The sequence below is a fragment of the Amycolatopsis sp. NPDC059657 genome (assembly GCF_042734395.1).
In the GTDB taxonomy this organism is placed as follows: domain Bacteria; phylum Actinomycetota; class Actinomycetes; order Mycobacteriales; family Pseudonocardiaceae; genus Amycolatopsis.
The window spans coordinates 1-13644 of record NZ_JBHWEB010000071.1; the positions used below are offsets into that span (position 1 = coordinate 1).

At 63.5% G+C, this 13644-nt stretch carries 12 protein-coding genes; 1 reads left to right on the top strand and 11 read right to left on the bottom strand.

Translation table 11 applies throughout. From position 1 onward, the window contains the following. Positions 1 to 153: 153 nt before the first annotated feature. The 7 genes from ACFV15_RS31080 to ACFV15_RS31110 form a co-directional block, all read right to left on the bottom strand. The gene (locus ACFV15_RS31080; protein WP_378354717.1) at positions 154 to 981 is read right to left on the bottom strand and encodes a hypothetical protein; all 828 of its coding nucleotides are present in this window, start codon (positions 979 to 981) and stop codon (positions 154 to 156) included. Then, the gene (locus tag ACFV15_RS31085; protein ID WP_378354719.1) at positions 981 to 1658 is read right to left on the bottom strand and encodes an SAF domain-containing protein; all 678 of its coding nucleotides are present in this window, start codon (positions 1656 to 1658) and stop codon (positions 981 to 983) included. Before ACFV15_RS31085 ends, ACFV15_RS31080 begins: the two co-directional genes overlap by 1 nt. Positions 1659 to 1706: 48 nt before the next feature. Then, a complete protein-coding gene (locus ACFV15_RS31090) occupies positions 1707 to 2219 on the bottom strand; it encodes a hypothetical protein (RefSeq protein ID WP_378354756.1) in 513 nt (170 codons plus the stop codon). A gap of 305 nt (positions 2220 to 2524) precedes the next feature. Then, positions 2525 to 3061, bottom strand: coding sequence for a hypothetical protein (locus ACFV15_RS31095; protein WP_378354720.1), 537 nt, complete (start codon positions 3059 to 3061; stop codon positions 2525 to 2527). 15 nt (positions 3062 to 3076) lie between these two features. Further along, on the bottom strand, positions 3077 to 3580 hold the full coding sequence (locus tag ACFV15_RS31100) for a prepilin peptidase (RefSeq protein WP_378354721.1): 504 nt from the start codon (positions 3578 to 3580) through the stop codon (positions 3077 to 3079). Between the two features lie 294 nt (positions 3581 to 3874). After that, entirely contained in the window at positions 3875 to 4177 is a 303-nt protein-coding gene (locus ACFV15_RS31105) for a DUF6355 family natural product biosynthesis protein (protein ID WP_378354723.1), read from the bottom strand. A 309-nt stretch (positions 4178 to 4486) separates the two neighbouring features. Then, complete coding sequence (locus ACFV15_RS31110) at positions 4487 to 6733, bottom strand: tetratricopeptide repeat protein (RefSeq protein WP_378354725.1); 2247 nt, start codon at positions 6731 to 6733, stop codon at positions 4487 to 4489. Between the two features lie 362 nt (positions 6734 to 7095). On the opposite strand from ACFV15_RS31110, the gene ACFV15_RS31115 reads away from it, so the two are divergent. Then, the gene (locus ACFV15_RS31115; RefSeq protein ID WP_378354727.1) at positions 7096 to 8649 is read left to right on the top strand and encodes an FAD-dependent monooxygenase; all 1554 of its coding nucleotides are present in this window, start codon (positions 7096 to 7098) and stop codon (positions 8647 to 8649) included. 262 nt (positions 8650 to 8911) lie between these two features. On the opposite strand, the gene ACFV15_RS31120 is transcribed toward ACFV15_RS31115, so the two are convergent. Genes ACFV15_RS31120 through ACFV15_RS31135 form a run of 4 tightly spaced genes read right to left on the bottom strand, consistent with a single transcriptional unit; the run spans position 8912 to position 13635 of the window. Continuing rightward, positions 8912 to 10258: a PLP-dependent aminotransferase family protein gene (locus tag ACFV15_RS31120; RefSeq protein ID WP_378354728.1), complete on the bottom strand. Its 1347-nt coding sequence runs from the start codon at positions 10256 to 10258 to the stop codon at positions 8912 to 8914. Then, on the bottom strand, positions 10246 to 11367 hold the full coding sequence (locus tag ACFV15_RS31125; protein WP_378354729.1) for an alpha-hydroxy acid oxidase: 1122 nt from the start codon (positions 11365 to 11367) through the stop codon (positions 10246 to 10248). Before ACFV15_RS31125 ends, ACFV15_RS31120 begins: the two co-directional genes overlap by 13 nt. Beyond that, entirely contained in the window at positions 11364 to 12419 is a 1056-nt protein-coding gene (gene hppD / locus ACFV15_RS31130; RefSeq protein ID WP_378354731.1) for a 4-hydroxyphenylpyruvate dioxygenase, read from the bottom strand. Before hppD ends, ACFV15_RS31125 begins: the two co-directional genes overlap by 4 nt. A gap of 25 nt (positions 12420 to 12444) precedes the next feature. After that, on the bottom strand, positions 12445 to 13635 hold the full coding sequence (locus ACFV15_RS31135; protein ID WP_378354732.1) for an MFS transporter: 1191 nt from the start codon (positions 13633 to 13635) through the stop codon (positions 12445 to 12447). Positions 13636 to 13644 lie beyond the last annotated feature (9 nt).

The following is a 13644-nucleotide window of genomic DNA, read 5'->3' on the forward strand; positions in this document are numbered from 1 at the left end:
CTTGATTTGTCTTCACAAACACTCATGATCACCGTGGTGGCCGCGCCTATTTCACCGACACGCCAGCCACATCACGAACTACAGCTGGAGTACTAGGTGCGCCTTGGTGAGGTGTCCATGTCACTCCTGCCGGGGCGCGGAAGCCGTTGACCGTCATCGGATCTCACCGCCAACCGGCGCGGGAACCGGTGCACGCGGCTCTCTCGGCGCGGGCACCGCCGACGTGGCGTCCGCGGGGTGGAAGGCGGCGTGCAGGCGATGCGCTGCTCGGCGTGCCGTACGCACCAGCGCCGACCGTGCCGGTACTTCGCCCGCGTCGGCGCCGTCGCTGAAGATCGCCGCAGCCCGCGGATCATCCGGCAACTCCAACCCCACCTGCGCACCCAGCACACGCCCGACCTCGCGACTGCCGGCAGCGGTCGTCGCGCAGACACCAACTCCGAGCCGTCCGCGCGCGAGCCGGGCCCGCAGGACCTCCAGAGCTGACCGGGCGGCAAGCAGGTGCCGGCTGTGCGGGCGCACGATCAGCAGCACAAGATCGGCCGCGGTCAGCAGCGGCCACGGTGCCTGGTCACTGAACCGGCCGGCATCAACCAGGACATCCGTCTCGTCATGCCCGGTGAGGGCTTGCGCCAGGTGCCGCCAGCCCGGGTCACCGATCGCGGTGGCCTGCGCCGGGTTCTGCAAACCGGCAAGCAGCCGCACATGCGGCGCGGGAGGCGCGACCTGCAGATGGTCCCCGAGCATGTCCAGGGTGGCGGTAGGCAGGTGCCGGGTGGCCGTCGCGAAGCCGAGCACACCGCGATCAGCACGCACCCAGCCATCGACCAGCCACTGCCCCAGCCAACCCGCCGCCACGTCTCCACCAGCCGGGTCCAGATCGGCCAGAATCACCGACCGGGGCCACACGCTCGCCAGGACGGCCGCGCTCGTCGTGGCACCAGGAGCGCCCTTGCCACCGAGCAGCACGATCATCGCCATCACGCACCTCCCGGGCCCAGCAGCGCCACGACAACCCCACCGGACGCGGCGGCCACCGCAGCGCCAGCCGCATCCGCCCCAACCAGCAGGTCAACGGTGACCGCGCCGTTCGGATCCGAGGCGCCGACATCGGTCACGCGCGCCTGGAACGCCGCGCCGCCCGGCGCGCGATCGGATCCGGGCTGAGCGGCGGGCGACACCTGGACGAGATCACCCGGCGTCAGGCCGCGGGCGGGAAGCTGGCCTGGTTTACACAGCAGGCCGATCACGCGCTGCCCAGCGCCGGGGATGACCTGTGCCGCGACATCGTCCGTCGCCAGGACGCGGCCGGCGTGCAGCGTGCCGGTGGCGGTCTTGCCCACCACCGCCGCGCGGCGCGTGGCAGGAACGGTGTGCGCCGCAGCGTCCGGCACAGTCTGCGCGATCGCCAGATCCGCGTCAGTGATCGTGTGCCCCCAGGCCACCGTGCGCGCCAGCACCAAAATCGGCACCCGTTCGTCCTGCGCCGACAGCAACGCGTAGTTCCCGTAACCCGCGACAGCCGCCAGGACTACAGCGGTGACGATCAACCAGGGTCGGCGGCGGCGCGGCACTCGTGGCAGCCGCCGCGGCCCCTCACCGGCGGATGAGGAGCCGAAATCGTCCTGAACCGCCGGTCGTGCATCGGAAAAAGGCATGGAGGTACCCACGATGAAATTCCCCTTTTGTTGTGAAATAGCGCGGAATCAGCGCGAGCGCACGGACTGCGCCTCAACCACCGCGAACGTCACGCTCGCCCGCGAGAGCATGTCCGGCAACGTCCCGCCCACCGGCGCGCTGCCCGTCGACCCGGTCCACGACACCCGCCATCGGATACCCAGTGACGCGGTCACCTGATCACCCGGCTTACCGAACGACGAGGCGGTGTAGACGAAATCGCAGTCCGGGCTCGCCGCGTGCAACCCGTACGAACGGTCATACGGAGTTCCAGGACCGCCACACGAGGATGAACCGCCGGAACCGGAGGTGAATGTCATCGCCGCAGGCACTGCGACGACCTCCGCCCACACCGGGCCTGTTTGGACCCGTTTGGTCTGCGGCGCCCACACGCTACGGTCCGTCCAGAACCACGTGTGCTCGCCGACGACCGTCGCCACCCGCCCGTCAGCCAGGCGAAGGTCCGGCGAATGCCTCGGCGCTGGCAATGGCAACCTCAACTGCTCGAAGGCCTGCTCCGCCACCTGGCGAGGCGTCGGCATCACCACCACGAGCGTGTCCGAGAGCACTAGTGGCGGCGGGCCAGGGCCTGCCCCACCGACAGGTGTTCGTCCCGTCCCGGGCCCGGTCGACGGCTTGTCGGTCGCTGAATTTGGCGATTGCCCCGGCCTGGTGGCTCCGAGATCGATGTGCGGTGGTGACAAGGTGCCGCGTTGATCGCCAGGTGTGACGACCACTTGGCCGTCTCCGGGGCCGTCGGCAGAGGCCGAGCACTGGTTTGCGAGAAGCGTCGACATAAGTATCAGCCCGGTTGCAGTCGCGTTCGCGGCAATACGGAGTGATGTCATCAGCATGTCCCTCCTGGGTAGGTGATCTGCGAGACCTTCCAACCGCCATCTGTTCGAATCAGGCTGGCGGCGATTGGGTTTCTTGGCACACCAACGGTTTTCGGCTTTCCTGTCTTCGCATCCGCTTGTCCCGATTGAGAAGCGTCCTGGCAGTCCTTCACAGTGGCGCTCTGCCCCGACACATCGACACTCAGGATGCGAGCCGTTTCCGTCCCGTAGCCGGTGATACCGCTGCGCTTCTGCTGGCCGAGCGCATCCAAGGTGATCGTAAGTTGTGGATCAGCAGCGACCTCGGTCAGAGTTGACCGCCACTGGGACTCGTCCAACGTCGGAACCCGATCGAGTCGATTCCAGAACTCGCGATAAGCGGTCTCGACTGCAAGTCGGTCGTCGGTGGCAACGGACGACGTGGGAAGCGGCGGGACGGAGGTGTTCGCCGTGCCGGGCTCCGGTTTCTGGGCCGGGCTCCCACTGCACCCGACCAGTCCTGCTACCACCGCGGCCAGGCTGCACGCAAATCGTGCTGTCCTGTGCATCACCATCTCCTTCTCTTAGGCGATCAGCATGCCGATCACGGCACCCAGGATCAGCGACGGACCAGCCGGAAACTTTGTACCGAACTGGCCACCATTCCGCACGAGCACCACGAGCGCGACCAGAGCCGTCAGCGCGGTCGCGCACAAGAGCCCCATGATCAGCCCTGCCCAGCCCCACCAACCGAGGTAGAGCGCCAGCGCGGCGTACAACTTGGTGTCGCCGCCGCCAGTGTGACCAGGTGCAGCCAGCTGAACGACCATGGCGACCGAGAACGTCGCGATCGCCGCTGCCATCGCCGAGACCAAGCGAATCCAGTCGTTCTCGGTGGCGGCAGAGACGGTCAGCAGCGCCACTCCTCCGCCAGCGAGTGCGCCGACCATTCTGGTCGGCAGGCGGCGTTCCTCAAGATCGACGACCGTCAGCAGGGCGCCCACCGCACAAAACCAGCACAACGCCAGCCATATCGTCGTGCCTGCAAATCGAACGACGCACACGACCATGAACCCCGCAGCCATCATGAGGGGTAGGCCGCGGCGAGCGGCTACGCCAATGAGATCCTTACCTCCGACCTCAGCCCGTTCCGCAACCTGGCGGCAGTCGCCACATTTGCGGCACCAGGCGTACCCGGCAGGTCGCTGACGTCCGCCGAAGACGGCTTCCAAGCTTGTCGACAGCGTTTGCGTATGGCCGCAGTCCAAGATGTATTCACCTAACAAGGCAACTTCCTGTTCTGTGATGGGTGGTGGGCGCGTGGGGTAGGCGCGCCCACCACGTTCGAGGCCGATCTCGCTACGGAGTCAGATCGCGGTCGCTCAGCATCGGATGCCGCCGTTCCACCACGCATCGACGACGCGCCAGCGGATTCCCGGCTGGAGGTCGTTGATGCCGGGGTGCACGCAGACCTCGTGGATGCCGCCCCAGATGTCCTGGGCGTCGACCATCACCCACATGCCGGTTCCGGCATCGCAGTGGCGGTACATACCCATCGGGTAGTAGCCACAGACGGCGGAGACCGAGTCGGCGCCCGGCGGCGCGAGAGCTCTGCCTGGAGAGTCCGCGAGGGTATCGGCATGCGCAACGGTGGGCGCGAGCAGTGCTGTCAGGGATGTGAGCACGCCAAGCGCGATACGGCTACGTGCTGCTGGCCTGGTCATCACTATTGCTCCTTCACTTCAGTTGAAAAAACTGTTTCGCCACAGGGGACAACGGCAGTTCAGCGCATGAATTTGGTTCAGATTCTGCGACTGCCGCGGTGCTGTTTTTCGATGTTCCTCAAGCCTGCCTGAACTGGATCTTGAATGGAACAGACGCGCGATACACAACAAGTACACAAACTCGTGTGCGTCCTTTGTGGATGCCTGCAGAGAGCAGCGCGGGGTGGCCCGGACTGGAGAAGTCCGGGCCACCCCGTGCTGCCGAGTCGACTAAGCTGTGCGAGTCCCGCGGTCAACGTTGAGCGCGGCGTGCGCCAGTTGCGTTCGGACATCGATGAAGTTCGGATCGTGGACGTTGTCGAAGATCTTGGATGCCGCTTCAAAAGCGTCAAGCGCCTCACGCGCAAGACCGAGCGCCGAGAGCGCCTTTCCTTGCGCGAGAAGGGTTTCACCTTCCCGCCACCGTTCGCCGTGCTCGCGCCTTAGCCGGAGCGCTTGGTCGAGCTGGTCTAGCGCCTCAGCGTGCTGTTCGTGGTGGAGGTGGATGAGCCCGAGTCGGTGCCGCGCGAGGCTCTCCAGCCGAGGGCGGGTGAGCTGTTTGGCGAGGTCGACGGCCACGCGTGCGCTGTCGAGTGCCTTGCCGGTCTGGCCAGCAAGGTCGTAGGCGGTGGCGAGGTGAGCTGATACGAACGCGATGCCGTGTTGAAAGTCGGTGACGCGGACGAGGTCGTAGGCTCGAACGAGCCAGTCGAGTGCCTCGTCGTGGCGTCCCGCGCGTAGGTAGGTGATGCCGAGCGTGAACGCGGCCCAGGCCAACCCGGGATCGTTGATCTCCGCTTGCGTCCTGGCGGCTTCGTGCAGGTGGCTCAAGGCTTCGTCAGTGCGTCCGAGTTCGGACAGCACGCATCCCAGACTGATCCGGGACCGCGCGACCGCGAAGTCGTCGCCGAGGTCTTCAGCAGCGGCGAGGCCGGTGGTCGCGGTACTGAGCCAGGCGTTCCAGGACTTGGTTAGGAAGAAGTACGGCAGGAACAGCGCGGGCAGCATCCATGCCAGCGGTGTCCCGTCGGCGTATGCGGCACGGGTGACGGCGAGCGCGTTGCTCGTTTCGGCCGCGCACCAGCGGACTGCGTCGTCTTCCTCGTCGAGCGTGAAGACTGCGGGCGTGATGTCGTCGGCGGGGAGTTCGGCGTCGATCCAGTGTTCGAGCATGACGTGGTTGGCGTTGCTGGCACTCAGGCAATACCAGCGCAAGAGCCGATCCTGCGCCGCGCGCAGATCAGGAACCGTCTCTTCCTGCTGCGCGCGTTCGGCCGCGTAGAGCCGGAGCAATGTGTGCAAGCGGAACACACCTGGGCCGACTGGCTCAATGAGATGAGCCTTGACCAGCACCCCCAAAGACGCTGCCGTGGTATCGAGGTCCATCCCAGATAGGGCGGCTGCAGCCGGTGCGCTGATCTGAATCCCGGGGAAAGTCCCAGCCGCCCGAAACACTCGGGCAGAGTCGGCATCGAGTTCGCGGTAGGACATGTCGATGACGGCGCGCACGCTGACGGTGTCATCGGGGGCAGCGAGCACATCCAGGCTGCGTTCGGCGTGGCTGAGCTGCTGGGCCAGGTCTCGCGGTGTCGCATGTGGGTGGATCAGCAGGTAGTCGCCAGCAATCCGAACCGCCAAAGGCAGACGACCACACGAGTCGACGATCTCGCGAGCAGCGGTTGCGTCGGCTGCCACGCGCGCTGCCCCAGCCACGGCCGCGAGCAAAGCAAGCGCCTCGTCGCTCGTGAACGGTTCCAGGGGCAGTGCGGTTGCACCATGCCGTCTCAACAGGCCAGACCGGTGCGAACGGCTGGTGACCAGCATCAGCGAGCCTGCGGGAGGCAGGAGCAGCTCAACCTGCTCAGACGACGTGGCGTTGTCGAGGACGACAAGAGCAGGACGATCTTCGAGCAGGGTTCGGTACAACGCCGTTCGCACGGCGATGTCCGCACCGGTGCTGTCCGGGGACGCGCCGAGCGCGCGCAGGAACCCGTCCAGGACGTCTCCCGGGTCGGCAGGCCCCACCGAGGTCAGCAACTCGGCGAACAGGCAACCACCCGGGTACCTGCCGGCCGCCGTAGCTGCCCAATGCACGGCGGTGGACGTCTTGCCGACTCCTGGTGCTCCTTCGAGGACCACGACGCCTGTGGCGCCGCCAGTGGCCGAGGTCGTCGCGGCGGCAGTGATCTGCTGCAAGTAGCGGTCGCGGCCGACGAACTCGTTCGCAGGCGGTAGCTGCGCTGGCCGTACCTGGGCCGCAGCCTCAAGCTCGGCCGCGATTCGCTCGAGAACCCCCTCGGCATCCAGCGCGCAATCGAGTTCATGGACCACTACCGGCGTGAGGGCACGTTCTCCGCGAAGGATCTTGGTGACGTAGCTGGCGCTGTACGCGGTGCGTTTCGCCAGTATCGGTATCGACATGCCGCGCGCACGCAGCAAGCGCCGGACCTCCGCAGTGAACTCCTCGTGCAACGCCATGGCGAGCTCCTCCTCACACCACCGTCGCCCCGGCGACGCCGTCCTCCCCCGAGGAACGAAAACTGTGTTCCCAATGGCCTACCCGCCAGTCACGCTCAGCACAAGGAAACAAGATCAAGTTTCCACTTGTGGGTGAATGCCATTGCGCTTAGCGCCACTCAGAGAAGACGAAGAACTACTCATCCACTCTTGAGTACATCTACTCGGCGCGTTCGAGTGGTAACACGCTTGACGATCGAACGACAACCGCTGGTTTGCCGCGATTCAGAACTACCCAATAAGCCGCACCCACAGTTATTGCGATCAGGATCCAGGTGCAGAATGGTTGGCTTCGGATGAGCAGGAGGGGCCTGGATATGCCTGTGACAAGCACCGACGTCGAAGTGTTGATCGTCGGCGGCGGCCCGGTCGGATTGACGGCCAGGGCGCTGTTGGAACGTTGGGGCGTGCAAACGCTGCTGGTCGAGAGGCACGCCAAGCTGTCACCTTTTCCCCGCTCACGGCTGGTCAACGTGCGGTCCATGGAGATTTACCGCGAGCTGGGTATCGCCACCGAGATTTCGGCTCGTGCCTTCGCGCCGTCATATGGCCACATCCGCTTTCGCGACACGCTGTGCGACGACGATTTCGCCGCGGCGGCGATGGTCGGAATCAACGCCCCGGTGCCCGAGAGCCCCGAAGTCGGAGTAGTCACCTCACAGGACCGGCTGGAGCCGATCTTGCTCGCCGCGGCGGACTCCGAGACGCGGTTCGGCGCCGAACTCATCGACCTTGTCGAGGAAGACGACGGCGTCGTCGCCTCAGTCGTCGTCCACGGTGACGAAACTCGGGTCCGGGCCCGCTACGTGCTTGCCGCGGACGGCGCGAACTCCACGGTCCGCAGCCTGCTGGGGATCGGCATGACCGGCCCGGGAGCGCTGGCAAAGATCACCACGGTTGTGTTCGACGCCGATCTCGAGCATGGCGCCGGCGCGCACGCCGGGGTCTACTTCACCTCGCACGGAACGTTCCTCCCGCTCTACCCCGAAGGCGGCTGGGCCTGGGTTTCCCCTACCCCTGAAGACACCGAAACCGCGGACTGGGCCGCACTCGTCTCACGTGCGATTGGTACCGACACCCACGTCGACGTGACCAGGGTTCAGCACTGGGTCATGAACGCGTCAATCGCCGAACGCTTCCAGCACAACCGGATACTGCTGGCCGGCGACGCCGCCCACGCCATCCCCATCCTCGGTGGCATGGGAATGAACACCGGCATCGCCGACGTACACAACCTCTGCTGGAAACTCGCGGGTGTCCTCCGCGGCTGGGCCGGGCCGTCGCTGCTGGAGACCTACGAGCTGGAACGACAACCCGTGGCTCAGCAAACCCTGCGCCAAACCGTCGCCAACACCCAACTCGCGATCGGGGTGCAAACCCGGCGGCAATCAGGGGAGACGCCGCCAGAGAAGATCGAGCTTCCCTGGTCTGATCGCTATTTTGCCCAACTCGGTCTCGTGCTCGGCACCTGCTACCGGTCCTCCTCGATCCTCACCAACGAAGACGCACCGACGACGTCACCTGGCTCCGACTACCTTCCCACCGCAAAGCCGGGGCACCGCCTGCCTCACCAGTGGCTCACCGATGGCCGCTCATCACTCGACATCTGTGGCGGATGGTTTGCCCTGCTCGCCGCAGATCCCGGCCAATGGCAACAGTTGCCCACCAGATCGTGGCCATTACGCGTCGAAGCGCTGCCCCAGGCATACGCCGACCACTACGGACTCGGGCCGCACGGGGCTCTACTAGTCCGGCCCGACGGCCACATCAGTGCTCGCTTATCCGATCACCCTGCCGACGACACAACCGTCGAGCATGCATTCGCCACAACTACATGTTTGCCTGCAACAGTTGCATCCAGTCGACAACTATCGTGACAAGGCAATACTGAACTTTGCCGAGCGTGGCGCGCATCGGTGCAGCCCGTCACCGCGACGGGGAACAGGCCAACGACCCTCTACCTATTTCGCCGCGTTCGACGGGGTGGCGCGGCCACCCCGCAGCAGGACTGCGCATCACGGCGATGCGCACCAGGTTCGTTCCTCGTGGCCGTTGAGGTTTCCGAACAACCGGGAGAAGCTCAAAGCCATCGACTCCACAAACCCGAGTCCGCCATCTGGGGTCGACGCCGCTTGAACATTATGCGTTTCGCTTTTCATCATATCGTTTCGCGTGAGCAGGATCTTGATCACCACCTACCGCATCGGCTAGCAGCGCCGCCAACCGGTCCAGACCAGTCTCGACCAGGTCAGCGGTTAGCGCGCTAATCGACAACCGCAGTTGATTCTCACCCCCGGAACTGGCGTAGAAATGATGCATGGGGGTCCAAAGTACGCCGAAATCGCGAGCCGAACGCTCCAGCAGAGCATCGTCCGCCGCGAAGGGAAGCGTGACTACAACGAAAAAGCCACCTCCCGGCTTGTTCCACGATATCCCCTGATGCATCTGCAACTGGAGTCGCGTACGCAGCCCCGTGTCAATGAGTCGAAGATTGCGACGATAGGCTTCTCGTTCTCGAGCATTGGCCTCGATCAAGCTGAACTGGTTCTCGATAAGTTTGCCCGCAATGACCGCCTGCGCCACTGGCGAGGTATTCACTGTGACCATACTTTTGATCTTGGCTAGCTCATCAGCGAACAGTCGATCGGTAGCACCATCCTGACTCGATACACGCTGATCCGCAACCACGTACCCCACCCGCGCCCCGGGCAGTCCAGTCTTGGCGAACGACCCTAAATACACCACTTTGCGTCGGGTATCAAGTGCTTTGAGCGTCGGCAGACGTTCAGCATCACCATTGAAAATTCCGTACGGATTATCCTCCAGCAGCAGTATGTTTTCTTCCTCGGCGATGGCGAGCAAACGTCGACGTCGCAGGTGGTCCAGAGTTGCTCCGGATGGATTCGCGAAGTCCGGCATCACGTAACAGGCGCGTGGTCGCAACCCCACTTCGCGCGCCCGGTGGATCTGCGTGACAAGATCGTCCAGGTCGATACCATCAGGACCGCTCCGCACAGGACGCACCGGCAAGTCGACCAGTTTGGCCGCCCCCGTGAGTCCGACATAGACGGGGGATATCGCGAGCAGCACATCCTTCTCGCTCGCGCGCAACGCGCGCAAGACCAAGAACATCGCCTCCTGACAGCCGACGGTCACGACGATGGACTCGGGGTCTACCTCGATCCCTTCATCCGCGAGAAGGTTCGCCGCCACCAGGTCGTGAACGATGCCTTTGGTGCGTCCATATTGGAGCAGCGTTCGCCGCACCTGTTCCTGCGTGTACCCACGATCAGAGCGCAGGTGATCACTAAACAACCGCAGGTACCTTGGCAGCACATCCGTATCGAAGTGCTCCTCGTATGGCCTGCCCGCAGCGAACGAGATCGCATCCGGAAACCGGTGCGCGATCTCGTTGAGAAAGTTCATCGACGTCAAGGCGGGATCGGCCAGGCTTCCGTGCAGTTCGTCCGCCATCAGATCTGCCATCTATTCCCCCCACCATGCGCCCCAGATGCCAAGGTCACGCGTAGTCGCTTCGCAGACACGAGATCTGCGGCTCCCGCCAGCGCCATCGCATCAGTCAGCTCTTCGCGCAGCAACCGCAGCACTCTCGTCACGCCTTGCTCCCCATCCACCGCCAGTCCCCAGAGCACAGGACGACCGATGAGCACACCGTCAGCCCCCAATGCAAGGGCTCGGAGTACGTCCGTACCACCACGCACGCCGCTGTCGAACAGCACTTGACATCTGCCGGCGACCGCCTCGGAAACCGTGGGCAACGCGACGATACTCGACACGGCGCCATCAAGCTGGCGACCACCATGGTTCGACACAACGACCGCGTCCACCCCGATCTCGACAGCACGAACAGCATCTTCAGCGGCCAGAACACCCTTGATCACAAGCGGCAGCCGGGTCCGATCACGCAGCCAGTCTAAGTCGGACCAAGATAAAGATGGATCGAACGCCGAGGCAGTGTGTGTAGCCACCGCTGAATGCCCATCTTGAGTCACGCGCGCGCGATCCGCCGATCCCGGACACAGATTTGTCGCGCCGATCGAGTCAGGCAGGGCGAATGCATTGCGCATGTCCCTCAGTCGTCGCCCCATCCGCGGTACGTCGACAGTCAGTACGAGCGCCTGGCACCCAGACTTCTCAGCGCGCACCAACATCTCAGCCATTTGCGCGCGGTCCCGTAGCCAGTAGAGCTGAAACCAAATGTCCCCTCCGACCGCGGCGATCTCCTCGATAGTGCAACTGCTCAACGTACTCGCGATCATGGGGACACCCACCGCCTTTGCCGCAGCCGCAGTTGCCAACTCTCCGGCTGGATGCGCCAGCATCTGATAGGCCATGGGTGCCACCGCCCACGGGGCTGACGCCGCCCCGCCAAGCAAACTCCCATCAGTGGCGACCTCCGACACGTCGGACAATATGCGCGGAACGAGCGAGACTGCGTCAAGGTCGGCCCGGTTGGCAGCGAGTGTCAATTCGTGCTCGCTTCCGCCTTGGACATAGTCCCACACGTCTACTGGCAACAATGACGACGCCACGTCCTCAAACTCAGCGACGCACAACGGCCGTTTTGCAATCACTCTGATACTCGTGCGGAGAGACGTTCAAGTTCGACAGCTTCGTAAAGTGCTTTGATGTTGCCGCTACCGAAGGTGCGTGCACCGAGCCGTTCGATCACTTCGAAAAAGAAAGTCCTGCGAGGATGCGTTGACGCAGCGAAAATTTGGAACAGCTGACCGTCGTGGTCCTCGTCGACGAGGAGGTTCAGTTCACGCAGGTCGTCGACTGAATGGCGCGCGATTTCCAGCCGCTGGCCAAGCAGATCGTAGTAGCTCGCAGGCGTGCGCAGGAACTCGACGCCTCGGGTATTCAGCGCGCCGACCGCACGCACGATGTTTTCTGCACTGAAGGCGACGTGTTGAACACCGGCGCCACCGTGATTGTTCAGGAAATTGTCGATCTGTCCTGGTTGGGCGCTAACGTCTGGCTCGAGGAAAGTGAAAGTCGCTGCACCTAAGGCACTTTGGACGACTTTGGAATTCATAGCCTGCGAGCCCACCACGACATGCTCGGCGAAGAGCATCTTGAAGCCGAGTACATCCTGATAGAACTCGATGGTCGAGTCAAGTTCACCTGAAGGCAGGCAGACCGCGAAGTGATCTACCTGCCGCAGTCCAATCCACCTTTCATCACCGCCGCTGTCAAATCGCACAAAAGAGACTGGCAAAGCCGGGTCACTCTGATCAGACGATGACACGAATGTATGCGTGACATCACCGAACGCACGAATAGACGAGGGTACTCTGTCTACCGATATCGCGCCCCGTCGCATCGCTTCGCCATGCGCAGCTTGCGCGTCTGGCACACGCAGCGCGATGTTCGCTACACCACTGCCGTGCGAACGTACGTACGCACTTGCGGGATGATCGTCGGTCCGCCCCTCGGTGACAACCAATACGACATCGCTCTGCCGCAACGCAACCGAGTAGTGATCGCCGTCGGCGGACCCCGATGTCGCGAAGGGAACGAAACCCCAGCGCACCATCAAATCCCCGCTGACTCCCATTGCATCATCCACGTAGAACTCAGTATACGAAACGCTTAAATCACCGAAAATTCCACTATCACTCACTACCCTCGTCCTCCCCATTATTCCACTATGCGACCGCTGAGCGGCCTTCGTCATACGACTCACCCACGACCGGTCGTCCTGGCGTGAACAAAAAGAATAGTGAGCACCACACGCAGACCGCACCGAAAACACACAGAGCAGTGGTCGTGTAGCTGGCGATCACCCAACCACCAACAAGCCCGCCGAGGGAAACCCCGAGAAAAACCGAGGACGAATTTAGCGACACCACTAGCATCCTGACTGACGGATAAGTCGAGATCAGTCGCTTGAGTTGAGTCGGGACAATGGTCCAGCCAACCGCGCCCCACACGAACAGTACTGCCAACGTTGCCGCAAGCCCCGACACAAATGACAAGGAAAGCAACACCGCCCCGACAATTGTGACAGTGATACGCAATAGCGGCCGCCAATGGAACCGGTCGGATAGAACACCACCCAGAATAGTTCCGACCAGCGTTCCAGCCCCGAAGACCGTAAGCACGAGCGTCAGCATCACAGGGCCCGCCCCTACGTTGTCTCGTACCACGAGCGCAAGGTAGGAATACACCACATACTCGCCTGCCACAACAACAAGAGTCAGCGCGAGAGCGGAAATCAACCTGCGATCAGCAAGCAGTCGCAACCTTTCCCGAATCGATATCGCCTGCATATTCGGATCCGCCAGCTCACTACGGCCCTGCAGAAGCGCGGCGATTACGCTGATCGCCGCGATGGCGACGAGTACCAAACGCCATCCTACGAATGAGGATACGAACACGCCGAGCGGGACACCGATCACTGTCGCCGCGGTGACCCCAGCCAGGACCAGCGAAACCGCGCGGCCGCTACGAGCAGCCGGCACCGAAGCACCTGCGGTGGCAGTGGCATTCGGCAGGTAAGCGCACGCGCCGATAGCAGCGATCAGCCTGCCAACGGCAAGAAGTAGTACTCCGCCGGACATCGCGACCAGATTGCCAGCGGCGAAGAGCAACAGACCAGCCATACCGATCCGTCGTTGCGACTGTCCAGCCACTTGACTCGCGATGATCGGCGCGCCGATTGCGAATGCCAGAGGGAAGATCGCAAGCGCCTGTCCGACAGTGCTCGGATCTGTGTCAAGGTCCGTACTGACCGTCAGCAGGATGCCGGACAGCACAGATGCGTCAACCCCGATCGCGAACGCACCTACGACCAAGGGAGTAAGCCGCCAGAGTGAGAATTCAGCCGACGTATTCATCGTGATACT

Excerpts from the sequence above, each read along its gene's own strand:
- ACFV15_RS31085 (WP_378354719.1), bottom strand. The coding sequence starts at position 1,658 with ATGCCTTTTTCCGATGCACGACCGGCGGTTCAGGACGATTTCGGCTCC.
- ACFV15_RS31135 (WP_378354732.1), bottom strand. The coding sequence starts at position 13,635 with ATGAATACGTCGGCTGAATTCTCACTCTGGCGGCTTACTCCCTTGGTC.
- ACFV15_RS31080 (WP_378354717.1), bottom strand. The coding sequence starts at position 981 with ATGGCGATGATCGTGCTGCTCGGTGGCAAGGGCGCTCCTGGTGCCACG.
- ACFV15_RS31110 (WP_378354725.1), bottom strand. The coding sequence starts at position 6,733 with ATGGCGTTGCACGAGGAGTTCACTGCGGAGGTCCGGCGCTTGCTGCGT.
- ACFV15_RS31120 (WP_378354728.1), bottom strand. The coding sequence starts at position 10,258 with ATGGCAGATCTGATGGCGGACGAACTGCACGGAAGCCTGGCCGATCCC.
- ACFV15_RS31095 (WP_378354720.1), bottom strand. The coding sequence starts at position 3,061 with ATGCACAGGACAGCACGATTTGCGTGCAGCCTGGCCGCGGTGGTAGCA.
- ACFV15_RS31090 (WP_378354756.1), bottom strand. The coding sequence starts at position 2,219 with ATGCCGACGCCTCGCCAGGTGGCGGAGCAGGCCTTCGAGCAGTTGAGG.
- ACFV15_RS31100 (WP_378354721.1), bottom strand. The coding sequence starts at position 3,580 with ATGATGGCTGCGGGGTTCATGGTCGTGTGCGTCGTTCGATTTGCAGGC.